The following is a 26,148-nucleotide window of genomic DNA, read 5'->3' on the forward strand; positions in this document are numbered from 1 at the left end:
GCCGTACATGAAGTACCGGAAAAGGATGACTGCCATGCGCTACGACAAACTGACAACCAAGTTCCAGCAAGCCCTCGCCGATGCGCAGAGCATCGCGGTGGGTAACGACCAGCAGTTCATTGAGCCGCTGCACCTGCTCGCCGCCATGCTCGGCCAGGATGACGGCGGCACCCTGTCGCTGCTGCAGCGCGCCGGCGTGAACGTGCCGCCGCTGAAGGCGGCGCTGCAGCGGGCGCTGGAGCGCCTGCCCAAGGTGGAAGGTCACGGCGGTGAGGTCCAGGTCGGCCGCGACCTGGGCAATCTACTGAACCTCACCGACAAGGAAGCGCAGAAGCGTGGCGACCAGTTCATCGCCAGCGAGATGTTCCTGCTCGCCCTGGCGGACGACAAGGGGGAGGCCGGCCGCCTGTTGAAGGAATACGGCCTCACCCGCAAGGCGCTGGAGGCTGCGGTGGAAGCGGTGCGCGGCGGCCAGAGCGTGGGCAGCCAGGACGCCGAGAGCCAGCGCGAGGCGCTTTCCAAGTACTGCATGGACCTTACCGAGCGCGCCCGCGCCGGCAAGCTGGACCCGGTGATCGGCCGCGATGACGAGATCCGCCGGGCCATCCAGATCCTGCAGCGCCGCACCAAGAACAACCCAGTGCTGATCGGCGAGCCCGGCGTGGGCAAGACCGCCATCGTCGAGGGGCTGGCCCAGCGCATCGTCAACGACGAAGTGCCGGAAACGCTGAAGGGCAAGAAGGTGCTGTCGCTGGACATGGCGGCACTGCTGGCTGGCGCCAAGTATCGCGGCGAATTCGAGGAGCGGCTGAAGGCGGTGTTGAAGGACATCGCCCAGGACGAGGGCCGCATCATCCTCTTCATCGACGAGATCCACACCATGGTGGGCGCCGGCAAGGCCGAGGGCGCGATGGACGCCGGCAACATGCTGAAGCCGGCGCTGGCGCGCGGCGAGCTGCACTGCATAGGCGCGACCACGCTGGACGAGTACCGCAAGTACATCGAGAAGGATGCCGCGCTGGAGCGCCGCTTCCAGAAGGTGCTGGTGGACGAGCCTTCGGTGGAATCCACCATCGCCATCCTGCGCGGCCTGCAGGAGAAGTACGAGATCCACCACGGGGTGGACATCACCGACCCGGCCATCGTCGCCGCGGCGGAGCTGTCGCACCGCTACATCACCGACCGCTTCCTGCCGGACAAGGCCATCGACCTGATCGACGAGGCCGCCGCCCGCATCAAGATGGAGATCGACTCCAAGCCGGAGGTCATGGACAGGCTGGACCGCCGCATGATCCAGCTGAAGATCGAGCGCGAGGCGGTGAAGCGCGAGAAGGACGAGGCCTCGCAGAAGCGCCTGCAGCTGATAGAGGACGAACTCGCCAAGTTGCAGCGCGAATACAACGACCTGGAAGAGGTGTGGAAGGCGGAGAAGGCCAAGGTGCAGGGCTCGGCCCACATCAAGGAAGAGATAGACCGCGTCCGCGCCCAGATGGCGGAGTTCCAGCGCAAGGGCCAGCTCGACAAGGTGGCCGAGCTGCAATATGGCAAGCTGCCCCAGCTGGAGGCGCAGCTCAAGGCGGCCGAGCAGGCCGGCGACACGGCTACGCCGAACAAGCTGCTGCGCACCGAGGTCGGCGCCGAGGAAATCGCCGAAGTCGTGTCCCGCGCCACCGGCATCCCGGTGAGCAAGATGATGCAGGGCGAGCGCGACAAGCTGTTGAAGATGGAAGAGCGCCTGCACCAGCGGGTGGTCGGCCAGGACGAGGCGGTGAAGCTGGTGTCCGACGCCATCCGCCGTTCGCGCGCTGGTCTGGCCGACGAGAACCGGCCCTACGGCTCCTTCCTCTTCCTCGGCCCCACCGGCGTGGGCAAGACCGAGCTGTGCAAGACGCTGGCGGAGTTCCTGTTCGACTCCGAGGAGCACCTGATCCGCATCGACATGAGCGAGTTCATGGAGAAGCACTCGGTGGCGCGGCTGATCGGCGCGCCTCCGGGCTACGTCGGTTACGAGGAAGGCGGCTACCTGACCGAGCAGGTGCGGCGCAAGCCCTACAGCGTGATCCTGTTTGACGAGGTGGAGAAGGCGCATCCGGACGTGTTCAACGTGCTGCTGCAGGTGCTGGACGATGGCCGCATGACCGATGGCCAGGGCCGTACGGTGGACTTCAAGAACACGGTGATCGTGATGACCTCCAACCTCGGCAGCCAGATGATCCAGCAGATGTCGGGCGATGACTACCAGGTGATCAAGCTGGCGGTGATGGCGGAGGTGAAGACCTTCTTCCGGCCGGAGTTCATCAACCGCATCGACGAGGTGGTGGTGTTCCACGCGCTGGACGAGAAGAACATCGCCGGCATTGCCCGCATCCAGCTGCAGTACCTGGAGAAGCGCCTGGCGCGGCTGGACATGAGCCTGGAGGTGAGCGAGGCGGCACTGGCGGAGATCGCCTCGGCCGGCTTCGATCCGGTGTTCGGCGCGCGGCCGCTGAAGCGGGCGATCCAGGAGCGGATCGAGAATCCGCTGGCCAAGGCCATCCTGGAAGGCCAGTTCGCGGCCAAGGACCGCATCAAGGTCGATGCCAGCGGCAGCCGTTTGAGCTTCAGCCGGGTGGAGTAAGCACGGAGGCCGGGGAGGCATCCGGCAGGGGCGGAAACGAGAAGGGCGATCCCGTGGGTCGCCCTTTTTTACGTGCCGGCGCGTTCGGTGAGCCAGGCCTCGAAGGCTTCTGCGGTGAGGGGCGGCGAGTAGAGGTAGCCCTGCATCAGCTGGCAGCCGCGGGCGGCGAGGTAGTCGCGCTGGGCGCTGGTCTCCACGCCTTCGGCAACCACGTCCAGCCCGAGGTCGCGGGCGAGCGACAGCGTGGCGGAGGCGACCGCCGCGTCTTCCGGGTCGCCGGGCAGATCCTTGACGAAGGAGCGGTCTATCTTCAGCCGGCCTATCGGCAGGCGCTTGAGGTAGGCCAGGCTGGAGTAGCCGGTGCCGAAGTCGTCCAGCGCCAGGCTGAGGCCCATGCGGCGCAACTCGGCGAGGCGCCTGGCGAGATCGTCGTCGCTGGCCTCCATCAGCGCGCTCTCGGTGATCTCCAGCTCGATGCAGCGCGGATTGGCGCGGGTTTCGGCGAGTATCGCGGCGACGATGTCTACAAAGTCGCGGCGGCGGAACTGCAGCGCCGAGATGTTGACCGCAACCATCAGCGTTTCCAGTCCCTCGCTGGCCCACTGCGCCTGCTGCCGGCAGGCGGCGCGCAGCACCCAGTTGCCCAGCGGGACGATGAGGCCGGATTCCTCGGCCACCGGGATGAAGTGGGCGGGTGGAACCAGGCCGCGGACCGGATGCTGCCAGCGGACCAGCGCCTCGCAGCCCAGCACCTCGCCGCTGACGGCATCCACCTGCGGCTGGTAGTGCAGGCAGAGTTCGTTGCGATCCACCGCCCGCCGCAGCGCATTCTCCAGCACCAGCCGTTCGGTGGCGCGGGCGTTCATTTCCGGGACGAAGAACTGGTAGTTGCTGCGGCCGGCGGCCTTGGCGCCGTACATCGCGGTGTCGGCATGCTTGAGCAGCGTGTCCACATCGCCGCCGTCCGCGGGGAAGACGGCAATCCCTATGCTGACGGAGGGCACCAGGTCGTGGCCGTCTATCTCTATGGCTTCGCCCAGCACCGCGAGCATCTTGCGCGCCACCCCGGCGGCGTCGGCCGGCTCCTGCAACCGCGGCAGCAGGGCAACGAACTCATCGCCGCCGAGGCGGGCCAGCATGTCCTCCTCGCGCAGGCAGGCGGACAGGCGGTGGGCGACGGCGGCGAGCAGGCGGTCGCCCACCGGATGGCCGAGTGAATCGTTCACCGTCTTGAAGTTGTCGAGGTCGAGGAAGAGCACCGCCAGTTGGTCCCCGTAGCGCTGCGAGGCATGCAGCGCGGCGCGGGTGTGGCTGAGCCACGCGCTGCGGTTGGGCAGGCCGGTGAGGGCGTCGTAGTGGGCCAGGTACTGGATGTGGGCTGCGGCCTCGCGGGCGTCGGTCACATCCTGCGCCGTGCCGCGGATGCGGTGGAGCAGGCCGTCGCGCCACTCGCTCTCGATCTGGAACTGCACGGTGCGCTGCGGCGTGCCGTTCATGCGGCAGTCCAGCGTTGCCAGGCCAGGGGCGTCGGCAACCTGCTGCAGCGCTTTTTCCAGTTCTGGCCTGTCGGTGGCGCATACCGTATCCACCAGGCTTTCCAGGTTGATCAGGCGATGCCGGTTACAACCCAGTACCGCTGGCAGCTCGCTGGAGCAGCGCAAGCTGTCCGGGCTGCCTGTGGTTTCCCAGCTGCCGAGGCGGGCGATGCGCTGCGCGTCCACCAGGGCCAGTTGCTGTTCCCGCAGGCGGGCGCCGGCCGCCACCAGTTCGGCGGTGCGCCTTTCCACCAGCGCGGCGATGCGGCGGGTGTTGCCGGTCGTGATCAGCAGGAAAGCGCCGAGTATGCCGACCGCGAGCAGGCCCACCGCCACGGTGCTCCAGGCCGCCCAGCTGCGCATCCCCAGCGCGTACTCCCGGCTGGCGCGCAGATGCAGCTCCCAGTGCCGGCCGGCGAAAGAGAGCGCGTGGCTGCGGGCCATGTCCTGGCTGCTCCAGCCCGCCGACTCGCAACCCGCCGGGCCGGAGAGGCGGCGGTTGTCCGGCGCTGTATCCCTATCGACCAGGCAGAGTTCGATGCCGCTGAGGTCGCGCCCTTCGAAGGTGGCGGCGAGGGCGTCGTCCATGCGGAAGACGCTGGACACGACGCCGGCCAGCGGCTTCGTCAAGCCCCGCATGCGCTTGCTATAGACCGCGAGATAGACGGCGACGCCGCGTTGTCCCCCGGTCTCCTGCACCAGGCGGAAGGGCTCGGTGGCAGCGGGTTCGCCGCTGAGGATGGTCTGGCGGATGGCGGCTTCCGTCTGCGCCAGCGACAGCGGGTTGAGGCCGAAACCGCTGCTGTTGCTGGCAGAGGGCTCGATGAACTCCAGCGGCAGGTAGTAGTCGGCCGGAGCGGCCGGGAAGGTCTTGCCTTCCGGGTTGCGGTCCAGGATGCGGTAGCCGGGGTGCTCAGTCTGGGCGGAGGCCTCGAAAGCCTGGCGATTGCCGGCCGTCACCAGCGGGCTCCAGCCGAAGTTCTGCGTGCCGCGGTAGCGCTCCAGCCAGGGGCCGACGAACTCGGCGAAGTCCTCCCGTGACACGTCGTCGCTTACCGTCATCAGGCGTTCTATGGACCTCAGCATGTTGGCCTGGATGTCCAGCCGGCGGTGCACCATGCTGGCGACGTACTCGGCATCGCGATTGAACTGGGTCAGCACCCGCAGTTCTTCCCAGCTGCGCACCTGGTGGAAGGTATATGCGAGGAGGACGAGGGCGAGGCCCAGGGGTACCGTCACCCCGAGCCGGCGGCCGCGCCAGTCTGCCGCTGGCTGGCCGAAGAATACGAAGATGAGCGGAATGGCGACGATGATGCCCAGGGTGTCGCCCACCCACCAGTTCCACCAGTTGAATGCCATTTCGCCGTTGGGAATGATGCCGGCGAGATTGAGCAGGGGCACCGCGACGGTGGGGCTGATCAGGCAGCTGACCGGGGCCACCACGGCGAGGAAGCGCAGGATGGCCGGCGGGGCGTCCAGGGGGTTCGGAAAGCCGACCAGCCGCCGCGCCATCTCCGCCCCCACCAGCGCCTGCATGCTGGCGCCCAGGGCCACCGGCCCCGCGCTCCACCACGCATGGCTGGCGCCGGTCTGGGTCTGGGCGAGGAACTGGACGAGCAGGGCACCGGCGAAGATCGCCGGCAGTACCTCCCTGCCGCGTATCAGCACGGCGGCGAGGGCGACGCCGGCCGCGGGGAATACCGGTGCCGCATAGCCGGGCGGCACCGCCAGTTGGAGAGAGGCCCAGCCGGCTAACCCATAAGCCAGGGCGACGGCGAGCAGCTGGGCGAGGTGGGCGGGCATGGCGCGCAGTATATCTACTCGGCGTGGCGTACAGGAGGGGCATATGTCGTCGGAGATAGAGCCCTTTCACCGAGGAGGCGCGACGGCCTGCTGCGCATCGGGATGCGCTAAACTCCCGCCTCCGATGCCGGACCCGCTCCGGCTGCTTTATTCCTACTGGCTTCCACGGAAATCGAGATGTTCGAAGCAGTTCGCAATAACAAACGGGTCGCCCAGGTCATCCTGGCCGTGCTCATCGTCCCCTTCGCCTTCTTCGGCATGGATGCCTATTTCAGCGACGGCCCCGGCGGCGGCGAAGTGGCCACAGTCGGCAAGAGCCGGATCACCGCGGCCGAGTTCGACCAGGCGCTGCGCACTCAGCAGGACAGGATGCGCGACGCGGCCGGCGGCCAGGTCGACCGTGCCTTGCTGGAGTCGCCGGCGTTGCGGCAGGCGGTGCTGGACAACCTGGTAAACCAGCGCTTGCTGGCCCTGTACAGTGCCGAGAAGCACTTCTCGGTGAGTGCCCAGCAGCTGCAGAGCACCATCGCGGCGGTACCCGCTTTCCAGGAGAGCGGCAAGTTCTCCCTCGGCCGTTACGACGCCCAGCTGCGCGCCCAGGGCATGACGCCCGAGATGTTCGAGAGCCGGCTGGCGCAGGACCTGCGCATCCAGCAACTTGCGCTGTCGGTCGGCGAGTCGGCCTTCGTCGCAGACGGCTCGGCGCAGCGCTTCCTGGCGGCACAGACGGAGGAACGTGAGATCCGTGAGCTGCGTTTCCCGGCTTCGCGTTACCTGGCCGAGGTCAAGCTGGCGGACAACGCGGTGCAGGCCTATTACGACGCGAACCCGGCGCGCTATGAGCGCCCGGCGCGGCTCAAGGCGGAATACGTGGTGCTGGACGCGGAGGCGGTCCGCCGCCGGGTCAGCGTCAGCGACGACGAAGTCCGCGCTTTCTACGAGGGCAACCAGTCCCGCTTCGGTCAGCCGGAAGAGCGCAAGGCGCGCCACATCCTGATCCAGGTCGGAGCGGACGCCAGCGCCGACGAGCTTGCCCAGGCCCAGGCCAAGGTGGATGCGCTGCTGGCGCGGCTGCGCAAGGATCCCAAGCAGTTCGCCGCCATCGCCAAGGAGGCCTCGCAGGATCCGGGTTCCGCCAGCCGCGGCGGCGATCTCGGCTTCTTCAGCCGCGGCGCCATGGTCAAGGCCTTCGACGATGCGGCCTTCTCGTTGAAGAAGGACGAGATCAGTGAGCCGGTGCGCTCCGACTTCGGCTTCCACATCATCCAGGTCACCGACATCAAGGCGGCCACGGTGCGGCCCTTCGCCGAGGTGAAGGACGAGATTGTCGCCGAGCTGCGTGATCAGGCCGCCAGCCGCCGCTACGCCGAGCTGGCGGAGCAGTTCTCCAACCTGGTCTATGAACAGGCGGACAGCCTGCAACCCGCCGCCGAGCAACTGGGCCTGCAGATCCGTCATAGCGACTGGATAGAACGCAGCGCCGAAGGGCTGGGCGACTACCGCAACCCGCGTCTGGCGGAGGCCCTTTTCTCCGACGATTCGGTGCGCAATCATCGCAACACCGAGGCAGTCGAAGCCGGCCCCAACATTCTGGTGGCGGCGCGGGTGCAGGAGTACGAGGCGGCGCGCCGTCTGCCGCTGGACGAGGTGCGCAGCCAGATCGAAACCCACCTGCGCAACGAGGCCGCTGCGGCCCGCGCGGCGGAGGAGGGCGGCAAGGTGCTGGCGGCCCTGCAGAAGGGCGAGGCGACCGAAGGCCAGTGGAGCGCCACCCGCAAGCTTCAGCGCGCGGCCCCGGCGTTGCCGGCTGAGGCGATGAAGGCGGTTTTCTCTGCCTCCACTGCCAAGCTGCCGGCCTATGTCGGGGCGCCGGCAGCGGAGGGCGGCTTCATCGTGTACAGCATCGATGCGGTGCATCGCCCGGAACTGAAGAAGGATGATCCCAACCTGGCGGCGGTGAAGAGCCAGTACGAGCGGCTGATGGCGGAACGCGACTTCTACGCTTTCCTGGCCGAGTTGCGTCAGCGCTACAAGGTCGAGACCAAGCTGCCGGCGGTGCAGCAGACGGAGAACTGATTCCGGGGCGGGGCAGGTAAATCGCCCGCCGCCACCCGGCTTCCCGCCGGTGGCGGAAACGCCGCCCTGAAAGCAAAACGCCCGATCGACGATCGGGCGTTTTGCTTTGTGGTGCCGCGAGCGGCGCCGGGATCAGACCTGTTCGGCGTTGCCCAGGGCGGTGGTGTTGAAGCCGGCGTCCACATACATCACCTCGCCGGTGATGCCGCTGGCCAGGTCGGAACAGAGGAAGGCGGCGGCGTTGCCGACTTCGTCGATGGTGACGTTGCGGCGCAGCGGCGCGTTGCGCTCGTTGAAGGCCAGCAGCTTGCCGAAGCTGCCGATGCCGGAGGCGGCTAGCGTCTTGATCGGGCCGGCGGAGATCGCGTTGGCGCGGGTGCCCTCCGGGCCCAGACAGACGGCGAGGTAACGCACCGAAGCTTCCAGGCTGGCCTTGGCCATGCCCATGATGTTGTAGTTGGGCATCGTGCGCACCGCGCCCAGGTAGGAGAGGGTAAGCACCGCGCCGTTGCGGCCCTTCATCATCGGTCGGGCGGCCTTGACCAGGGCGGGGAAGCTGTAGGCGCTGACGTCCTGCGAAATGCGGAAGGCTTCACGTGAGAAGCCATCGAGGAAGTCGCCTTCCAGCGCTTCGCTGGGGGCGTAGGCAATCGAGTGCACCAGGCTGTCGAGGCCGTCCCACACCTGACCGAGCTGCTCGAACAGGCCGGTGATCTGGTCGTCGTCCTGCACGTCGCAGGGGAACAGCAGCGTGCTGCCGAAGTCGGCGGCCATCTTGGCCACGCGTTCCTGGAAGCGTTCGTTCTGGTAGGTAAACGCTAATTCGGCGCCCTCGCGGTGCATGGCCTTGGCAATGCCGTAGGCAATCGAGCGATTGCTGAGCAGCCCGGTGATGAGAATGCGTTTGCCGGCGAGAAAGCCCATGGAATCCAAACTCCGAATGACAGAACCGCGAATTATAGCGAAATCTACTGCCGCCGCTTTCTCCTTGATACGAGTGCTATGCTGCAGTGCGGAATAAAACCTGCCAGAATCTCAAGCCGCGTCGCCGTACGGGTTTTTGTCCCGCCCGTGAAAGCCGGTGGCGCCCATGACTCTTCCAGTTCTCGCCCCCATCCAGACCCCACTGCCGTGATCATCCGCCCGCGTCCCCATTGGCTGCACCTGTTGTTCGTCCGTAGAGGTTCCATTCTTCCCCGCATCCTGCCGCAATTGCTCTTCACCACGCTGCTCGCCTGTGGCGTGGTGCTGATGCACGGCCAGCTCTTCCACTGGAAGGTCACCCTGACCTCCGCGCCGTTCTCGTTGATGGGCGTGGCGCTCGCCATCTTCCTCGGCTTCCGCAACAACTCCAGCTATGACCGCTACTGGGAAGGACGCAAGCTGTGGGGGCGCCTGCTGGTGGAGTCGCGCACCCTGGCGCGGCAGGCCATCACCTTTCCGCGCGCCAGCGTCAATGCGCGGCCCTTCGTGCTCGGGCTGATCGCCTTTGCCTACGCCAGCCGCAACCAGCTGCGCGGGCGCCCCCGCGGCGACGAGATTGAAGGCCTGCTGCCGCAGCCGGTGATGGAACGCATGGTGAAGGCGCGTTTCGCACCCATCGTCATCCTGCTGTGGTTGGGCAGTTGGATACGGGAGCGCTGCGAGCACGGCGAACTGGACCCGATGCTCGCCCAGCGCATGGACGTGCCCTTGTCCGGCCTGTCGGAGGTGATAGGCGGCTGCGAGCGCATTGCCAGCACGCCACTGCCTTTCACCTATTCGGTCATTTTGCATCGCACCATCTACCTCTACTGCATGATGCTGCCCTTCGGCCTGGTGGACGGCATCGGCATGATGACGCCGGTGGTGGTGGCCTTCGTCTCCTACACCTTCTTCGCGCTGGAAGCGCTGAGCGACGAGATCGAAGAGCCCTTCGGCCTGGCGCCCAACGACCTGGCGCTGGACGCCATGGCCGCCGGCATCGAATCCAGCCTGCGCGAGATGCTCGGCGAGGCGTCGGCGCCGGCGCATGAGCCGAACAAGGATTTCATACTGACTTGAGCGGCAGCAGCGAATACACTCGCTGCCGATGAGCCGCCCGCAGCCCTATTCCTTCCTGGCCGGAGCCGCCGCCTGCATGGCCGCGGTGGGCGTGCTCTCCGGCTGCGGGCCGGTGTGGAACGATCCCTATCCCGCCAGCGAGCGGGGCCGCAACATCCTCTACACCGCTTTCAGCGAGCGGCCCAAGCACCTGGACCCGGTGCAGTCCTATTCCGAGGATGAGGCGACCTTCCTCTACCAGATCGTCGAGCCGCCGCTGCAATACCACTACCTGAAGCGGCCCTATGTGCTGGAGCCGGGCTCGGCGGCGGAAATGCCGACCCTGCGACGCTACGACGAGAATGGTCGCGAGCTGCCGGCCACCGCGGACGCTTCCCGGGTGGCGAAGAGCATCTATGAGATCCATATCCGCGAAGGCGTGCTCTATCAGCCGCATCCGGCTTTTGCGCGCGACGAGGAGGGAAGGCCGCGCTATCTGGCGCTAACCCAGAAGGACCTGGCCGGCGTCCGCGATCTCGGCGATTTCGCCGAGACCGGCACCCGGGAGCTTGAGGCGGCGGACTTCGTCCATCAGATCAAGCGCCTCGCCCATCCCCGCCTGCATTCGCCCATCTTCGAGCTGATGGCGGAGTACATCCCCGGCCTGAAGACGCTGCAGGCCCAGCTCGCCGAGGCGGCGAAGAAGGAGCCGGGCTGGCTGGATCTGACCCGCTACGAACTGCCGGGCGTGGAGGTAGTGGATAAGTACACTTACCGCATCACCCTGCAGGGCGCTTATCCCCAGTTCCTGTACTGGCTCACCATGCCCTTCTTCTCGCCGGTGCCGCCCGAGGCCGACCGCTTCTTCGGCCAGCCGGGCATGGCCGAGCGCAACCTGACGCTGGACTGGTGGCCGGTCGGAACCGGCCCCTACATGCTGTCTGAGAACAATCCCAACGCCCGCATGGTGCTGGCGCGCAACCCCAACTTCCGTGGCGAGCGCTATCCCTGCGAGGGCGAAAAGGGCGATGCGGAGGCCGGTCTGCTGGCGGATTGCGGCAAGCCCATTCCCTTCATCGACGAGGTGGTGTTCTCCCGCGAGCGCGAGGGAATTCCGCTGTGGAACAAGTTCCTGCAGGGTTATTACGACGCTTCCGGCGTTTCCTCCGACAACTTCGACCAGGCGGTGACGCTGACCAGCCAGGGCGAAGTCGGCCTGTCGGACGAGATGGCCGAGCGCGGCATCCGTCTCAATACCTCGGTGTCGCCCTCCATCTTCTACATGGGCTTCAACATGCTGGACCCGCTCGTGGGCGGCGGCGACTCCGCGGCTGGCCGCGAGCGGGCGCGCAAACTGCGGCAGGCGATCTCGGTGGCGCTGGACATGGAAGAGTTCGTTTCCATTTTCCAGAACGGTCGGGGAGTCAGCGCGATGCATCCGATTCCGCCAGGGTTGTTCGGCGCGCGGGAGGGTGAGGCCGGCATCAATCCGGTGGTCTATGAATGGCGCGAGGGCAGGCCAGTGCGCCGCGGTTTCGATCGGGCGCGCCAACTGCTGGCGGAGGCAGGTTATCCGAACGGCCGGGATGCGCGCACCGGCGAGCCGCTGATCATCAACCTGGACACCACGCCCACCGGCCTGGGTGACAAGTCGCGCTCTGACTGGCTGGCCAAGCAGTTCCGCGAACTGGGCGTGCAGTTCGTCGTCCGCCCCACCGACTGGAACCGCTTCCAGGACAAGATGCGGCTGGGCAACGGCCAGCTGTTCTTCTTCGGCTGGAACGCGGACTACCCCGACCCGGAGAACATGCTGTTCCTGCTCTACGGGCCGCAGGGCAAGGTCAAGTATCAGGGGCAGAACGCCTCCAACTACCAGAACCCGGAGTATGACAGGCTGTTCGAGCGCATGAAGTCCATGCCTGACGGCCCGCAGCGCCAGGCGGTGATCGACCGCATGATCGCCATCCTGCAGCACGACTCGCCCTGGCTGTTCGGCTTCCATCCCAAGACCTACTCGCTGCAGCACGGCTGGGTGTACAACCGCAAGCCGGGCAACATCGCCCGCAACGGGCTCAAGTACCAGCGCATCGACGTCGCCCGGCGGGAGGCGGCACGGGCAGAATGGAACCGGCCGGTGCTGTGGCCCATCGCCATACTCCTGCTGCTGGCGGCGGCGCTGGTGGTGCCGGCGGCGTTGCACTGGCGCCGGCGGGAACGGGCGACGGCCTGAGGGGAAGGGGAGATGCTCGCCTACATCGTCCGCCGCCTGTTCTACGCCATTCCCATCCTGATCGGGGTGAACCTGCTCACCTTCCTGCTGTTCTTCGTGGTGAATTCGCCGGACGACATCGCCCGCATGCAGATCGGCGTCAAGCGTGCCACGCCGGAGGCCATCGAGCGCTGGAAGGTGGAGCGCGGCTACGACAAGCCGCTGTTCTTCAACGCCGGAGCCAAGGGCGTGCAGCACCTCACCGACACCATCTTCTTCGACAAGTCGCTGCGCATGTTTGCCTTCGACTTCGGCAGCGCCGACGACGGTCGGGACATCGGCCGCGAGATCCGCGACCGCATGGGGCCGTCGCTGGCGATCGCGCTGCCCACCTTCGTCCTCGGCCTGGCGGCGGCCATTTTCTTCTCGCTGCTGCTGGTGTTCTTTCGCGCGACCTACCTGGACACCTGGGGTGTGATCGCCTGCGTGGTGATGATGTCCATCTCCGGCATGTTCTACATCATCGGCGGGCAGTGGCTGGTGTCCAAGCTGTGGGCGCTGGTGCCCATCTCCGGCTATGCGCCGGGCCTGGATGCGGCGCGCTTCCTGGTGCTGCCGGTGCTGATCAGCGTGGTCGCCGGCATGGGCGCCAGCGCGCGCTGGTACCGCAGCATCTTCCTGGAGGAAATCTCCCGCGACTACGTGCGCACCGCGCGCGCCAAAGGTTTGTCCGAGTTGCGGGTGCTGTTCCGCCATGTGCTGAAGAACGCGATGATTCCCATCCTGACCGGGGTAGTGGTGGTCATCCCGATGCTGTTCATGGGCTCGCTGCTGGTCGAATCCTTCTTCGCCGTACCGGGGCTGGGCAGCTACACCATAGACGCCATCCGCGCGCAGGACTTCGCGGTGGTGCGCTCCATGGTATTCATTGGCTCGGTGCTGTACATCGCCGGCCTGATCCTCACCGACATCTCTTACACGCTGGTCGATCCACGGGTGAGGCTGGGTTAGCACATGGATTTCCAGCCCGTCCTGCTCTGGACCGATCTCCTGCTGTTCGTGCTGCTGGCGGCCGCGCTGTTGTCGGCCTTTCACGCTCGCCGCAGCCCGCCGCTGCGGGAGGCCTGGCGCAAGGTGGGGCGGCGGCCCTCAGGTATTGTGGCGGCGGTCATCCTGCTCGCCTTCGTCGTCGTCGGACTGCTGGACAGCCTGCATTACCGTCCGCAACTGCCGCCTGCGGAGAATGGGCAGGGCGAGAAGGCCTACTCGGCGGAGGTGCTCAGCGTGCTCGATGGCCTGCTGGCAGGCTTGCGGCTGCGCACCGAGAAGACCTATTCCGCCCCTTTCGCTGCCACGCTCTACCAAAAGGAAACGGTGGAACTGCCGGAGGGCGGGCAGGCGAGGATGTATCCGCGGCTGGTGCACGGCGCTGCCCATCTGGAAGATCCGCCGTCCCAGGCCGCGGGCGATATCGCCCACCGCGCCCTGCCGGCGGCGGGCGGCGCGGCGCTGGCGGTATTAGCGGCCTTCCTGCTGATTACCGCGCGGGTGGCGCGGGCGCGCCGCGGCGGCTTCGTGTCTGCGGCGGCAGACGTGCTGCGCGGCAGGGCGGTGCTGGCCTGGCGGGCGGCACTGCTGACATTTGCCGGGCTGGCTTGCGTCTGTGCGCTGGCTGTGGCACTCGCGCCCTACTACCACGTGCTGGGTACCGACAAGGTAGGGCAGGACGTGCTCTACCTCGCGCTGAAGAGCGTGCGCACCGCCTTGGTCATCGGCACCATCACCACGCTGGTCATGCTGCCTTTCGCCATCGCCCTCGGCATTGCTGCAGGTTATCTGGGCGGCTGGGTGGACGACGTGGTGCAGTACATCTACACCGTGCTCAGCGCGGTGCCAAGCGTGCTGCTGATCGCCGCCTCGGTGCTGATGATGCAGGTGGTGATAGACACCCACCCCGACTGGTTCGCCACTGCGGCGGAGCGCTCCGACGCCCGCTTGCTGGCGCTGTGCGTGATCCTCGGCATCACCTCCTGGACCGGCCTGTGCCGGCTGCTGCGCGGCGAGACGCTGAAACTGCGGGAGCTGGACTATGTACAGGCGGCACGCGCCTTCGGGGTGGGCACGCCGGCCATCCTGCGCCGCCACATCCTGCCCAACGTCATGCACATCGTGCTGATCACGCTGGTGATGGATTTCTCCGGGCTGGTGCTGGCGGAGGCGGTGTTGTCCTATGTCGGCGTCGGCGTGGACCCCACCACCATCAGTTTCGGCACCATGATCAACATGGCGCGCGCCGAACTGGCCCGCGAACCCATGGTGTGGTGGTCGCTGTCCGCGGCCTTCGTCTTCATGTTCCTGCTGGTGCTGGCCGCCAACCTGTTCGCCGACGTGGTGCGCGACGCCTTCGATCCCCGCCGCGGCTGAGTTTCCACTAGCTCGGCCGCAGGCGGCGCTGGCCTGCTCCTTGCTGCTGTGCCTTCCATCCGGGCCGGTCTTCGAGAACCAAGCCGGAGGCCGCCGCTCTCACCTGTGGCGAAGCCGACAACGACAACATTCCGCAACGGAACCCCGACAGATGAGAAACCTGACTTTCGACAACCGCTTCATCCGTGAACTGCCCGCCGATCCGGAAACCGGCCCCCGGCTGCGCCAGGTGCATGGCGCCTGCTACTCGCGGGTGATGCCCACTCCGGTGGCCGCGCCGCGCCTGCTGGCCTGGTCGCGCGAGGTGGCGGCGTTGCTGGATCTGGAGCCGGAGGATGTCCGCTCCGAGGGCTTCGCCGACGTCTTCGGCGGCAACGCGCTGCTGGAGGGCATGGAGCCCTATGCCGCCTGCTATGGCGGCCACCAGTTCGGCAACTGGGCCGGGCAACTGGGCGATGGCAGGGCGATCACCCTGGGCGAGACCATCAACCAGCGGGGCGAGCGTTGGGAGCTGCAACTGAAAGGGGCGGGCCCCACACCTTATTCCCGCCGGGCCGATGGCCGCGCGGTGCTGCGCTCCTCCATCCGGGAATTCCTCTGCAGCGAGGCGATGCATCACCTGGGCGTGCCCACCACCCGCGCGTTGTGCCTGGTTGGCACCGGAGAGCAGGTGATGCGCGACATGTTCTACGACGGCAATCCCAAGGCCGAGCCGGGCGCGGTGGTCTGCCGCGTCGCCCCGTCCTTCATCCGTTTCGGCAATTTCGAGATATTCGCCTCGCGCGGCGACCAGGAACTGCTGGAAAAGCTGATCGACTTCACCATAGACCGCGATTTTCCCGAACTCGGCGGCGGCGGCAAGGAGAGACGCATACGCTGGTTCCGGGAGGTGTGCGAGCGGACCGCGCTGATGGTTGCGCACTGGATGCGGGTGGGCTTCGTACATGGCGTGATGAACACCGACAACATGTCCATCCTCGGTCTCACCATCGACTATGGCCCCTACGGCTGGGTGGACAACTTCGACCCTGGCTGGACGCCGAATACGACCGACGCCGCCGGCCGCCGCTACCGCTTCGGCCACCAGCCGCGCATCGCCCACTGGAACCTGGCACAGCTGGCCAACGCCATTTATCCCGCCATCGGCGCGGCAGAGCCGCTGCAGGCCGCGCTCACCGCCTATGCCGAGGTCTATGACGTGGAAAGCCGCCGCATGACCGCGGACAAGCTGGGGCTGGCGCAACTGGGGGAGGCCGACCTCGCCGGTGTCAATGCCCTGCATTCGCTGATGGTGCGGGCGGAGATCGACATGACTTTGTTCTTCCGCCGCCTCGCCGAGCTCGATCCTGCCACGCCGGATGCAGCCCTGTTTGCCAACGTCTTCTATGACGAGGACAAGCGCCGGAGCACCGCCGAGGAATTCCAGGCCTGGCTCCAAACCCATGCCGCGCAGGTGCGCAGCGAAGGGCTGGATCCCGAAGCGCGCCGCGCCCGCATGAATGCCGCCAACCCCTGCTATGTGATGCGCAATTACCTGGCGCAGCAGGCGATAGACGCGGCGGAGGCGGGCGATCTGAAGCCGGTCGAGGAGTTGCTGGACGTCATGCGCCGTCCCTACGAGGAGCAGCCGGGCCGCGAAGCCTATGCGCAGAAGAGGCCCGACTGGGCGCGCCAGCGGGCGGGATGTTCCATGCTGTCCTGCAGTTCCTGAACGCCGGCTGCGTCAGAAGGGTTGCACGCCGATCAGCGGCTCATGCAGGAAGCGGGCGAACACCGCCCAGGCGACGATGCCGCCGACCACCGCAACCGCATCGCGGCTCGGTGGCCCGACCGGGTAGCGCACGCCGGCTTCCCGGTCCCGCCGGCGAGCGGCGGCGAACACCACGATCGCCCAGGCGAGGAAGCCGCCAAACAGCAGCACGTCCGCCAGATTGCCGTTGGCCAGCAGGTGAGAGAGGGCCCACAGCTTGGTGCCGGCGACCATGGGATGGCCGATGGCGGCCTTGATCCTGCAGCCCGGCACATAGGCCGCGACCAGCAGGATGAAGGCGGGCAGGGTCAGCAGCGCGGCGAGATGGCGGGTCCATACGGGCGGCACCCACAGCATGGTGGGCATTAGCCGCGCTTCTCCGTATCCCCAGACGATGAGGGCGAAGCCGAGCAAGGCAAAGGCGGAGTAGAGGCCCCGCCAGGCGTTTGGCCCCATGCGTGCGATCTGCTCGCTGCGCCAGCTGGCGGCGCAGACGCGTATCAGGTGAGTTCCAAGGAAAAGCAGCAGGCCGGCAACGAGAAAGCTCATACGAAGCTCCTGGGGACGAGTCTCGAAGCTTAACGGCAAATGGCTTTCGTCATGGGTGCCAGAGGCCGGCCTGCAGGCATCTGGATGCGGCTGGGCGTTCAGTTGGGAAGCAACCCTCCGGCGCGCCGGGCATGCCGCGGTGGACGAGGGGGCCGAACCGGCGGCGGAGGAGGGCGATGCTGGAAGCCGGGCAGACGCTCAGGCCTTCACGCGCATCAGCCGCGCTTTTTCCCGGTCCCAATCGCGCTTCTTCTCGTCCTCCCGCTTGTCGTACTGCTTCTTGCCCTTGGCCAGGCCGATCTCGGCCTTCACCCGGCCCTTGCTGTAGTGCAGGTCCAGCGGGACCAGGGTGAAGCCGGCGCGCTCCACCTTGCCGATCAGTTTGGCGATCTCACCCGCATGCAGCAGCAGCTTGCGGGTGCGGGTAGGGTCGGTGCGGATGTGAGTGGAGGCGCTGCTCAGCGGCGTGATGTGCATGCCGAGGATGAAGATCTCCTCGCCGCGGACGATGATGTAGGCTTCCTTGATGTTCGCCCGCCCGGCCCGGATCGCCTTCACTTCCCAGCCTTCGAGCACGAGGCCGGCCTCGTATTTTTCCTCGATGAAGTAGTCGTGATAAGCCTTGCGGTTGTCGATGATGCTCATGGTGTGCGTAGTCCGGCTGCGTTTCCCGCCGGCGTGGCCGGCGGATGCGGGCGGCACGCCCGGCTTGCGGTAGAATCGACCATTTTAGCAGTTCGGCGACGCGCCCGTTCCCCCGACCTATGGCCGAAGTCAACAAGCTCGTCCTGATCGAGTTCACCCCCGCGCAGATGTTCGAACTGGTGGATCGCTGCGAAGACTATCCCCAGTTCCTGCCCTGGTGCGGCGGCGCCGATGTGCACCAGCGTACCGAGACGCTGACCGCGGCGACGCTGCACATCAGCTATCACGGCATCAAGGCGCACTTCAGCACCGAGAACGACAAGCGTTTTCCCCATGAGATGCTGATCCGCCTCAAGGAAGGCCCGTTCACCCATCTGGACGGCACCTGGCGCTTCACCGCACTGGGAGAGACCGCCTGCAAGGTCGAATTCCAGTTGCGCTACCAGTTCTCCAACAAGCTGTTCGAGAAGGCGCTGGGGCCGGTCTTTAACCACATCGCTAACACCTTCGTCGACTCCTTCGTGAAGCGCGCCTCGCAGGTCTACCAGAAGGGCTGAACATGAGCGACGCGATAGACGTCCAGGTCGTCTATGCACTGCCGCAGCGCCAGGAGCTTATCAAGCTGCGTCTCCCCGCCGGCGCCACCGCCCGTGAAGCGGTCGAGGCGTCCGGGCTGTTGCAGAAGCATCCGGAAATCGATCTCGATGGAGCCAACAAACTCGGAATCTTCGCGCGCTTGGTGAAGGGCGACGTCGTGCTGCGCGACAAGGACCGGGTGGAGATCTACCGTCCGCTGATCGCCGATCCTAAGGCGGTGCGCAGGCAGCGTGCAGATGAGGGCAAGGCGGTGAAGAAGGCGCGCCGCAAGGGCGCGCCGGCTGCCGAGGAGTGAGGCGGCACGGGGGCGGTGTGCCTTGGTCTTGGTGCTTTCCGTGTTGGCTCGGGGCCGTCGGTGTCAGTTGGACGAGGTCGCCTCCTGCGGGGCCGACAGTGCTGAACAAGTCCGCCTTGGCAGTTGGCAGGTTAATGGCGCCCGATCAACGGCAAAGCTGCTCGACCTGCGTCCGTGCCTCGTTGATCTCGTTCATGCGGGAGCTGTCGTCCAGGAAGGCACGCTCGCCGGTATTGGTGAAACGGGCGATGCGCTGGCCGCTTTCCAGCGCGGCGAGCTGACTGCGGGCCTGCTCGCATGCCCGCTGGCGTTGAGCGGCATCGGCGCGCTCCTTTTCTGCCTTGGCCTCCGCTTCGGCCTGGGCCGTCCGCCGCTGGCGGAACTCGAGCTCGCGGTCTGCCATGGTCTTGGGCGCGTTGGAGGTGCCTGCGGTCCCCGGCGGTACGTTTGCCGGCGCCTGGCCGGCGGTGCTGCCGTTGGTTTCACCAGCAGCAGCTTCGGGCGTGCTAGGCGCGGTTGTGCTGCGGGCATTGCGCAGCGTTTTCACCTCGCCTTCGGGCGGAGGCACGTCGGAGTAATGCAGGCGGCCTTCCTTGTCGCGCCAGCTGTAGATCTCGGCCGCGGCAGGAAATGCGGCAAGCAGGGCGACCAGGAGGAGGGCGGGGCGCAGCATCGGCAATCTCCGGAATACACCGCTTACACGGCGCGAGGGCGGTCTGTATAATACGGATTTGGTCGAAAGGATAGAAGCCATGCGAGTGATCCAGAAGGCGCTGACGTTCGATGACGTCCTTCTCGTGCCCGCCCACTCCACGGTCCTCCCGCGCGATGTCAGCCTGCGTACGCAACTGACGCGCCGCATTCAAATCAACATCCCCCTGCTGTCCGCCGCGATGGACACCGTTACCGAGGCCCGCCTGGCCATTGCGCTCGCGCAGGAAGGCGGGCTTGGCATCGTGCACAAGAACCTGTCGGCGAAGGAGCAGGCGGCAGAGGTGCTGAAGGTGAAGCGGTTCGAGTCGGGTGTGCTGAAGGACCCGATCACGATTCCGCCCACGATGAGCGTGCGCGAGGTGGTGACGCTGACCCGTCAGCACCGTTTCTCCGGCCTGCCGGTGCTGGAAGGCACCAAGGTTGTCGGTATCGTCACCAACCGCGATCTGCGCTTCGAGACGAACCTGGATCAACCGGTGTCGGCCATCATGACGCCGCAGTCCCGCCTGGTGACGGTGAAGGAAGGCACCAGCCTGGATGAAGCCCGCGCGCTGCTGCACAAGCATCGCCTGGAGCGGGTGCTGGTGGTGAACGAAGCTGGGGAGTTGCGCGGCCTGATCACCGTGAAGGACATGATGAAGTCCACCGAGCATCCGGACGCCGCCAAGGACGAGCTTGGCCGCCTGCGCGTCGGCGCGGCGATCGGCGTCGGCGCCGGCACCGAGGAGCGCGCGGAACTGCTGGCAGAGGCTGGGGTTGACGTCATCATCGTCGATACGGCCCACGGTCACTCCCAAGGTGTGCTGGATCGTGTGCGCTGGGTGAAGAATAACTTTCCGCAGGTCGAGGTGATCGGCGGCAATATCGCTACCGGCGACGCCGCTCGTGCGCTGGTGGATGCCGGCGCGGACGCGGTCAAGGTGGGTATCGGCCCCGGTTCCATCTGCACCACCCGTATCGTGGCTGGCGTGGGCGTGCCGCAGATCACCGCCATCGATAACGTTGCCACGGCACTGAAAGGCAGCGGCGTGCCGCTGATCGGTGACGGTGGCGTGCGCTTCTCCGGCGACATCGCCAAGGCAATTTCGGCGGGCGCCAACGCGGTGATGCTGGGCGGCCTGTTCGCGGGTACCGAGGAATCGCCGGGCGAAACCGTGCTCTACCAGGGCCGCTCCTACAAGGCTTACCGCGGCATGGGTTCGCTGGGCGCGATGCAGCAGGGTGCTGCCGACCGCTACTTCCAGGACAGTTCGGCCAATGTGGAGAAGCTGGTGCCGGAAGGCATCGAAGGTCGTGTGCCCTACAAGGGGCCGGTCGGCGCGGTGATCCACCAGCTGGTCGGCGGCCTGCGCGCCTCCATGGGCTACGTGGGCTGCGAGAGCATTGCGGCGATGCACGAGCGTGCCGAGTTCGTCGAAATCACTTCGGCGGGCGTGCGCGAGTCGCATGTGCATGACGTGCAGATCACCAAGGAAGCGCCGAACTACCACGTGGATTGAGCGTTTCTTCTCGCCGGGTGGGCCTCTGGGGGCTCGCTTCCGGTCCGATTGCGTGGCGCCCGGTATTGCTCCGGGCGCCTTTCTACTTCAGCGAGCCGCAAGGCTAGATCCCGTCCCGGCATGAATCACCACAAAATCCTCATCCTCGATTTCGGTTCCCAGGTCAGCCAGCTGATCGCGCGTCGCGTGCGCGAGCAACAGGTCTATTGCGAACTGCATCCCTACGATGTTTCCGAGCAGTTCATCCGCGACTTCGCGCCGCACGGCGTGATCCTGTCCGGTGGCCCCAACTCGGTGTACGACGCGGTGGATTGGCGTGCGCCGCAGGCCGTGTTCGAGCTGGGTGTGCCGGTGCTCGGCATCTGCTACGGCATGCAGACCATGGCGGAACAGCTGGGCGGCAAGGTGGAGAGTTCGTCCAAGCGCGAGTTCGGCTACGCCGAGATCCGCGCCCGTGGTCATTCCAAGCTGTTCAACGGCATCCAGGATCGCAGCAACGACGAAGGCCACGGCCTGCTCGACGTGTGGATGAGCCACGGCGACAAGGTCACCGAGCTGCCTGCCGGCTTCAAGGTGATCGGCAGCAACGAATCCTGCCCGGTGGCCGCGATGGCGGACGAGGAGCGCGGCTTCTACGGCGTGCAGTTCCACCCGGAGGTCACCCACACCATCAAAGGCAAGGAGATGATCGCCCGCTTCGTCCATGACATCTGCGGTTGCGGTCATGACTGGAACATGCCGGACTACATCGCCGAAGCGGTGGCCAGGATCCGTGAGCAGGTGGGTGACGAGGAAGTCATCCTCGGCCTCTCCGGCGGCGTGGACTCCTCGGTGGCAGCAGCGCTGCTGCACCGCGCTATCGGCGAACAGCTCACCTGCGTGTTCGTGGACAACGGCCTGCTGCGCTTGAACGAGGCGGAGCAGGTCATGGAGACCTTCGGCCGTTCGCTCGGCGTACGGGTGGTCCATGTGGACGCGACCGAGCAGTTCATGGGCCATCTGAAGGGGGTGTCCGATCCGGAGCAGAAGCGCAAGATCATCGGCCGTGAGTTCGTCGAAGTCTTCCAGGCCGAGGCGCAGAAGCTGCCGAAGGCGAAGTGGCTGGCCCAGGGCACCATCTACCCGGACGTGATCGAATCTGCCGGCGCCAAGACCGGCAAGGCACATGCGATCAAGAGCCACCACAACGTCGGTGGCCTGCCGGAGACCCTGAACCTGAAGCTGCTGGAGCCGCTGCGTGAGCTGTTCAAGGACGAGGTACGCGAACTCGGCGTCGCCCTCGGCCTGCCGCACGACATGGTCTATCGCCACCCCTTCCCCGGTCCAGGCCTCGGGGTACGTATCCTCGGCGAGGTCAAGAAGGAGTTCGCTGATCTTCTGCGCCGGGCTGATGCGATTTTCATTGATGAACTGCGCGCCGCCGACTGGTATGACAAGACCAGCCAGGCTTTCGCCGTCTTCCTGCCGGTAAAGAGCGTGGGCGTGATGGGCGACGGTCGTACCTATGAGTACGTCGTTGCCCTGCGTGCCGTGCAGACCCAGGACTTCATGACCGCCCACTGGGCGGAACTGCCGCACAGCCTGCTGGGCAAGGTCAGCAACCGCATCATCAACGAGGTGCGCGGCATCAACCGGGTCGTGTATGACATCTCGGGCAAGCCGCCCGCGACGATTGAGTGGGAATAAATTATCTTCGTGTCAGGTCGTCCCATGTCGTCCGGTGTTCCGGAGAAAAGCAAGCCCTGACAACTGGTTAGCGTCTCATCTGGTCTCAACTCGCCTCACTAAAGCGCGCCCAAATTGGCGGTATTGGTGACGGTATCGAAGAGCCGGCCTTGAACGACCAAAGTTGATACCGTCAAATGCCCTGACGGTATCAGTGGACGGTATCGGTTCGGGGGATGAGATGCTCACTGACTTGAAGTTGAAGGCGCTGAAGCCCACGGGAAAGATCTACAAGGTTGCTGATCAGCAGGGGCTCTACGTCGCTGTCACGCGGACAGGAGTGGTCAGTTTCCGGTTTGATTACCGGGTGAATGGTCGCCGTGAAACCCTGGTGATCGGCCAGTACGATCCGAATCTCGGGGCCAAGAAGCCGCGTGATCTGGTGGAACTGGACTACGGGATGTCCTTGAGCCTGGCGGAGGCGCGACTTCTGCTGGCGCGGGCGCACCGATCTGTGGAGCAAGGCGAGAGCCCTTCGCGTACCAAGGTTGAAAAACGAGTCGAGGCTGCGGACGCGTTAACGTTTGGCAAGTGGGCGGAAAAGTACTTCGCTGAAGCGCACTTGGCTGAGTCCACCCGGTCTATGCGAAAGTCGGTCTATGAGCGCAACTTGGCGGAGGAATTTGGCCGGCTGAAGTTGGAAGAAATCACGCCGGTGCGCCTTATGGCGAGGTGCGAGAAGATCAAGGAACGGGGGGCCGCAGCACCAGCGGTTCAAGCGCGCGAAATCGTGCAGCAGGTTTTTCGATTCATCCAGGCGCGCGGACTGAAGATCGAAAACCCAGCGGAGGCGATTCGACCCAGCGCCATCGCCACGTTCAAAGCTCGAGACAGGGCCCTGTCACCGGCCGAGATCCATACATTTTTCAATGCGCTCGATCAGACTGCGACCATGTCCACACTGCGTCTGGCGGTCAAGTTCATGCTGCTGACGCTGGTGCGCAAGTCGGAATTCATCGAGGCGACATGGGATGAGGTGAACTTCGAGACGGCGATATGGACGATCCCGAAGGAACGCATGAAGGCGGGACGCCCTCACAACGTGTATCTCAGCCAGCAGGCGTTGGATATCCTGGTCGCCTTCAAGACCTGTTTCAGTGCCAGTTCGTACCTGCATCCGGGGCGTTACGAGACGGAATTGCCGATCAGCGCGGCGACGTTGAACCGGGTCATCGATGCCACCGTGAAGTTGATCCGTGACCGCGGTGAAGATTTCGAGCCCTTCACCGTGCATGACCTGCGCCGCACGGCCAGTACATTGCTCCATGAAGCCGGCTTCAACAGCGATTGGATCGAGAAGTGCCTAGCTCATGAGCAGCGCGGTGTGCGTGCGATCTACAACAAGGCCGAGTACGCCGAACAGCGAAGAGCGATGCTTCAAACCTGGGCCGATATGCTGGATGGCTGGATCAAGAGTGGCGCCAATGTGGTGCCCATCCGACGAGGTGTCGGCATCGCTTGATGATGCGCGTGCTTACGCCGTCTGTATGGTAACGCCGGGAAAAACTATGCTCCTGACGCGTTGGATGGGCGTAAGTCGGCCCTGTAGCGTTGATCTTGCCGCTGTGGGCGACGCTGTCTGTGGCCCTCGGATTCGTCGTTGAGTGCCGGGCGGCTGGAAGGTGGCTGTCCGCATACGTCCGAAAAATATCTACAAATTTCGGACATCGATTCTTGCCGATTGTCCGAAAAAGCTGTACAAATATCGGACAAGGTGCCCCTATGTCCGATCTCAAATCCGCCATCTCCTCGCAGATCACCGCCGCCGGTGCCGGCCATGTCTGGGTGCCGACCGACTTCGCACACCTCGGCAACCGTGATGCAATCGACAAGACGCTTCAACGCATGGTGCTGGCGGGCGACCTGCGTCGTATCGACCGTGGGTTGTACGACAAACCCACCATTAACCGTCTGACCCAGCGTCCCACCACCCCGGACTATCGCGCAATCGTCGAGGCCATTGCTCGGCGCGACCAACTGCGTCTGTTGGTGGATGGCATGACGGCGGCGAACGATCTCGGCTTGACGGACGCCGTCCCGGCCCGCGTCACCATACACACCGATGCACGCCGCCGGGCGATCAAACTCGACAAGCTGACCATCGACTTCAAGCAGACCGCGCCCAGTCGTCTCTACTGGGCCGGTCGTCCTGCCATGCGGGTCGTACAAGCGCTGCACTGGCTGAAAGACACGTTGGTCTCCGACCGCGACCGCATCCTGAACCGCCTGAGCCAGCTGCTGGCCGATCCGACCCATGGCATGGCACTCCGCCAGGATCTGCTTGACGGGTTCAATACCTTGCCAGCGTGGATGCAAAGCCTGATCCGTGAGCTGCCCGAATGCGACCCGCTGGTCGCCGTGGCCAAGAAGACTCCGCAACCGCTAAGCAGCGTGAAGCGATCGGCGAGTCCCGGTTCCCTTGGAAGCGCAGGGAGGGCCAGTTGAACCCATCCTTCCGTGAGGTGATCACCGCCGCCGACGCCGACCGGCTCGATCTATTTCTGGGCGCTGCTGCCCGTCTCGGCACGGCGGTCCAGAACGTCGAAAAGGACTTCTGGGTCTGCTGGACCCTGGACGTGTTGTTCAACGGCTTGGCGGCGGGCGGGCCCCGGCTTCTGTTCAAAGGGGGCACTTCCCTGTCCAAGGCGTTCGGCCTGATCTCCCGTTTTTCCGAGGACATCGATATCACGGTCTTCCGGGACGACTTGGGGCAAGCGGCCGACGTGGCGGAACTGGAAGCCTTGAGCGGGAAGAAACGTCGTGCGCGTCTTGAATCCATCCGCACGGCGTGCCAAGCGTACATCGCCGGCCCTTTGACGAACCAATTCACCCAAGTCGCCGCCGCCGTCATCCCGCAAGGGCGTTTCCGGTTGGAACTCGACCCAGACGACAAGGACGGCCAGAGCCTGCTGTTCTGGTATCCCGCCGTCACGCCCGCGGCCGACAGCTACATCCGCTCAGCCGTCAAGATCGAATCCGGTGCGAAGTCGGCGCTGGACCCGCATATCGCAGCTTCGGTCGTACCGTACGTCGCACAAGATCTGCCCGGGTTGCATCTGGCAGTGGGTAACGTCACCACCGTGAAGCCAGAGCGCACCTTCTGGGACAAGGTCATCATCCTCCACGGCCTGCGACAATGGCATGACCGCCGCGGCGAACTCCGGCACGGCGGACAGCGCGTCTCGCGCCACTACTACGATGTGCACCGCCTGATGCAGGCATCGGCATCGTCCGAGTGGCAAGCCGATCATGCGCTTGCCATCGACTGCGCCCAGCACGCGAGGCTGTTCTTCGGCAGTGCCGACCTGGGGCTGGATGCCGCTCAACCCGGCACATTCACGCTCGTACCCAGTCCGGCGATGGGTGAAGCGCTCGCCAAAGACTACGCAGCGATGGCTGGCATGGTCTTCGGCGACGTTCCGCAGCTTGACGTGGTACTTGCCAGCATTGAGCGCTTCGAACAGATCGTCAATGGGGCAGCGGTTGCCGCATCGCTCGCGCCGAAGGACTGAGCTCCGTGAACGACTACTTCAGCGACCGGGAGAATGGGCCGCGGGCACGAACCGAGCAGGTGATTTCACCCGCCGTCTGGGCAGGCTTGGAAGCCCTTGGCGGTGGAAATGCGAATGGGGTAGTGTTCGTGGGCTTGAAGCCTGCACCGTCCGATGTAGGCTGACACCGAGGAGGC

The 26,148-nt window shown here is 65.6% G+C and carries 20 protein-coding genes; 15 read left to right on the forward strand and 5 right to left on the reverse strand.

What is annotated here, in order from left to right:
* Window positions 1–34: 34 nt before the first annotated feature.
* Window positions 35–2,617, forward strand: coding sequence for an ATP-dependent chaperone ClpB (clpB, locus tag C7389_RS04040; protein ID WP_133588612.1), 2,583 nt, complete (start codon window positions 35–37; stop codon window positions 2,615–2,617).
* Window positions 2,618–2,685: 68 nt separating this feature from the next.
* On the opposite strand, the gene C7389_RS04045 is transcribed toward clpB, so the two are convergent.
* Window positions 2,686–5,955, reverse strand: coding sequence for an EAL domain-containing protein (locus tag C7389_RS04045; RefSeq protein ID WP_211168170.1), 3,270 nt, complete (start codon window positions 5,953–5,955; stop codon window positions 2,686–2,688).
* A gap of 177 nt (window positions 5,956–6,132) precedes the next feature.
* Between C7389_RS04045 and C7389_RS04050 the strand changes: the two genes are divergently transcribed.
* Complete coding sequence (locus tag C7389_RS04050) at window positions 6,133–8,031, forward strand: SurA N-terminal domain-containing protein (RefSeq protein WP_133588616.1); 1,899 nt, start codon at window positions 6,133–6,135, stop codon at window positions 8,029–8,031.
* Between the two features lie 132 nt (window positions 8,032–8,163).
* Here the strand turns inward: C7389_RS04050 and fabI are convergent, their stop codons facing one another.
* Window positions 8,164–8,955, reverse strand: coding sequence for an enoyl-ACP reductase FabI (gene fabI / locus C7389_RS04055; RefSeq protein WP_133588618.1), 792 nt, complete (start codon window positions 8,953–8,955; stop codon window positions 8,164–8,166).
* A 207-nt stretch (window positions 8,956–9,162) separates the two neighbouring features.
* On the opposite strand from fabI, the gene C7389_RS04060 reads away from it, so the two are divergent.
* The 5 genes from C7389_RS04060 to C7389_RS04080 all read left to right on the forward strand — a co-directional run bounded on the left by C7389_RS04060 (window position 9,163) and on the right by C7389_RS04080 (window position 16,397).
* The gene (locus C7389_RS04060; RefSeq protein ID WP_133588620.1) at window positions 9,163–10,074 is read left to right on the forward strand and encodes a bestrophin family protein; all 912 of its coding nucleotides are present in this window, start codon (window positions 9,163–9,165) and stop codon (window positions 10,072–10,074) included.
* 76 nt (window positions 10,075–10,150) lie between these two features.
* Window positions 10,151–12,283 carry an ABC transporter substrate-binding protein gene (locus C7389_RS04065; protein WP_246034625.1) on the forward strand — a complete coding sequence of 711 codons (2,133 nt, stop codon included), beginning with the start codon at window positions 10,151–10,153 and terminating at the stop codon, window positions 12,281–12,283.
* Window positions 12,284–12,295: 12 nt separating this feature from the next.
* A complete protein-coding gene (locus C7389_RS04070) occupies window positions 12,296–13,273 on the forward strand; it encodes an ABC transporter permease (protein WP_133588624.1) in 978 nt (325 codons plus the stop codon).
* Window positions 13,274–13,276: 3 nt separating this feature from the next.
* Window positions 13,277–14,686 (forward strand): ABC transporter permease, encoded by a 1,410-nt coding sequence (locus C7389_RS04075; protein ID WP_133588626.1) that lies wholly within the window; start codon window positions 13,277–13,279, stop codon window positions 14,684–14,686.
* A 151-nt stretch (window positions 14,687–14,837) separates the two neighbouring features.
* Entirely contained in the window at window positions 14,838–16,397 is a 1,560-nt protein-coding gene (locus C7389_RS04080; protein ID WP_133588628.1) for a protein adenylyltransferase SelO, read from the forward strand.
* Window positions 16,398–16,409: 12 nt separating this feature from the next.
* Here C7389_RS04080 and C7389_RS04085 read toward each other — a convergent pair whose 3' ends face one another.
* Both C7389_RS04085 and smpB read right to left on the reverse strand, forming a co-directional pair.
* Window positions 16,410–16,985, reverse strand: coding sequence for an NnrU family protein (locus C7389_RS04085; protein ID WP_133588630.1), 576 nt, complete (start codon window positions 16,983–16,985; stop codon window positions 16,410–16,412).
* Between the two features lie 198 nt (window positions 16,986–17,183).
* Window positions 17,184–17,687, reverse strand: coding sequence for an SsrA-binding protein SmpB (smpB, locus tag C7389_RS04090; protein ID WP_281275346.1), 504 nt, complete (start codon window positions 17,685–17,687; stop codon window positions 17,184–17,186).
* 62 nt (window positions 17,688–17,749) lie between these two features.
* Here smpB and C7389_RS04095 point away from each other — a divergent pair, with 62 nt between their 5' ends.
* Together C7389_RS04095 and C7389_RS04100 are read left to right on the forward strand one after the other, a co-directional pair.
* Window positions 17,750–18,187 (forward strand): type II toxin-antitoxin system RatA family toxin, encoded by a 438-nt coding sequence (locus tag C7389_RS04095; RefSeq protein WP_133588634.1) that lies wholly within the window; start codon window positions 17,750–17,752, stop codon window positions 18,185–18,187.
* A gap of 2 nt (window positions 18,188–18,189) precedes the next feature.
* A complete protein-coding gene (locus C7389_RS04100) occupies window positions 18,190–18,522 on the forward strand; it encodes an RnfH family protein (RefSeq protein WP_133588636.1) in 333 nt (110 codons plus the stop codon).
* Between the two features lie 145 nt (window positions 18,523–18,667).
* Here the strand turns inward: C7389_RS04100 and C7389_RS04105 are convergent, their stop codons facing one another.
* Window positions 18,668–19,195, reverse strand: coding sequence for a DUF4124 domain-containing protein (locus C7389_RS04105; RefSeq protein WP_133588638.1), 528 nt, complete (start codon window positions 19,193–19,195; stop codon window positions 18,668–18,670).
* A 79-nt stretch (window positions 19,196–19,274) separates the two neighbouring features.
* On the opposite strand from C7389_RS04105, the gene guaB reads away from it, so the two are divergent.
* From guaB to C7389_RS25060, 6 genes are all read left to right on the forward strand, one after another.
* The gene (guaB, locus tag C7389_RS04110) at window positions 19,275–20,735 is read left to right on the forward strand and encodes an IMP dehydrogenase (RefSeq protein WP_133588640.1); all 1,461 of its coding nucleotides are present in this window, start codon (window positions 19,275–19,277) and stop codon (window positions 20,733–20,735) included.
* A 120-nt stretch (window positions 20,736–20,855) separates the two neighbouring features.
* The gene (gene guaA / locus C7389_RS04115) at window positions 20,856–22,421 is read left to right on the forward strand and encodes a glutamine-hydrolyzing GMP synthase (protein ID WP_133588642.1); all 1,566 of its coding nucleotides are present in this window, start codon (window positions 20,856–20,858) and stop codon (window positions 22,419–22,421) included.
* A 220-nt stretch (window positions 22,422–22,641) separates the two neighbouring features.
* On the forward strand, window positions 22,642–23,922 hold the full coding sequence (locus C7389_RS04120) for a tyrosine-type recombinase/integrase (protein ID WP_133588644.1): 1,281 nt from the start codon (window positions 22,642–22,644) through the stop codon (window positions 23,920–23,922).
* Window positions 23,923–24,182: 260 nt separating this feature from the next.
* Window positions 24,183–24,905: a DUF6088 family protein gene (locus C7389_RS04125; RefSeq protein ID WP_068635462.1), complete on the forward strand. Its 723-nt coding sequence runs from the start codon at window positions 24,183–24,185 to the stop codon at window positions 24,903–24,905.
* Window positions 24,902–25,972, forward strand: a complete 1,071-nt coding sequence (locus C7389_RS04130; protein ID WP_211168172.1) for a nucleotidyl transferase AbiEii/AbiGii toxin family protein — start codon at window positions 24,902–24,904, stop codon at window positions 25,970–25,972. The genes C7389_RS04125 and C7389_RS04130 overlap by 4 nt, the downstream gene beginning before the upstream one ends.
* A 5-nt stretch (window positions 25,973–25,977) precedes the next feature.
* A complete protein-coding gene (locus tag C7389_RS25060) occupies window positions 25,978–26,136 on the forward strand; it encodes a hypothetical protein (protein ID WP_211342497.1) in 159 nt (52 codons plus the stop codon).
* The last annotated feature ends 12 nt before the right edge of the window (window positions 26,137–26,148 follow it).

Origin of the sequence: Azoarcus indigens, from assembly GCF_004361735.1 — a bacterium.
GTDB lineage: Bacteria > Pseudomonadota > Gammaproteobacteria > Burkholderiales > Rhodocyclaceae > Azoarcus > Azoarcus indigens.

Coding starts and splice junctions, on each gene's coding strand:
- clpB (WP_133588612.1), top strand. CDS start 35: ATGCGCTACGACAAACTGACAACCAAGTTCCAGCAAGCCCTCGCCGAT.
- C7389_RS04045 (WP_211168170.1), bottom strand. CDS start 5,955: ATGCCCGCCCACCTCGCCCAGCTGCTCGCCGTCGCCCTGGCTTATGGG.
- C7389_RS04050 (WP_133588616.1), top strand. CDS start 6,133: ATGTTCGAAGCAGTTCGCAATAACAAACGGGTCGCCCAGGTCATCCTG.
- fabI (WP_133588618.1), bottom strand. CDS start 8,955: ATGGGCTTTCTCGCCGGCAAACGCATTCTCATCACCGGGCTGCTCAGC.
- C7389_RS04065 (WP_246034625.1), top strand. CDS start 10,151: ATGGCCGCGGTGGGCGTGCTCTCCGGCTGCGGGCCGGTGTGGAACGAT.
- C7389_RS04070 (WP_133588624.1), top strand. CDS start 12,296: ATGCTCGCCTACATCGTCCGCCGCCTGTTCTACGCCATTCCCATCCTG.
- C7389_RS04075 (WP_133588626.1), top strand. CDS start 13,277: ATGGATTTCCAGCCCGTCCTGCTCTGGACCGATCTCCTGCTGTTCGTG.
- C7389_RS04080 (WP_133588628.1), top strand. CDS start 14,838: ATGAGAAACCTGACTTTCGACAACCGCTTCATCCGTGAACTGCCCGCC.
- C7389_RS04085 (WP_133588630.1), bottom strand. CDS start 16,985: ATGAGCTTTCTCGTTGCCGGCCTGCTGCTTTTCCTTGGAACTCACCTG.
- C7389_RS04095 (WP_133588634.1), top strand. CDS start 17,750: ATGGCCGAAGTCAACAAGCTCGTCCTGATCGAGTTCACCCCCGCGCAG.
- C7389_RS04100 (WP_133588636.1), top strand. CDS start 18,190: ATGAGCGACGCGATAGACGTCCAGGTCGTCTATGCACTGCCGCAGCGC.
- C7389_RS04105 (WP_133588638.1), bottom strand. CDS start 19,195: ATGCTGCGCCCCGCCCTCCTCCTGGTCGCCCTGCTTGCCGCATTTCCT.
- guaB (WP_133588640.1), top strand. CDS start 19,275: ATGCGAGTGATCCAGAAGGCGCTGACGTTCGATGACGTCCTTCTCGTG.
- guaA (WP_133588642.1), top strand. CDS start 20,856: ATGAATCACCACAAAATCCTCATCCTCGATTTCGGTTCCCAGGTCAGC.
- C7389_RS04120 (WP_133588644.1), top strand. CDS start 22,642: ATGCTCACTGACTTGAAGTTGAAGGCGCTGAAGCCCACGGGAAAGATC.
- C7389_RS04125 (WP_068635462.1), top strand. CDS start 24,183: ATGTCCGATCTCAAATCCGCCATCTCCTCGCAGATCACCGCCGCCGGT.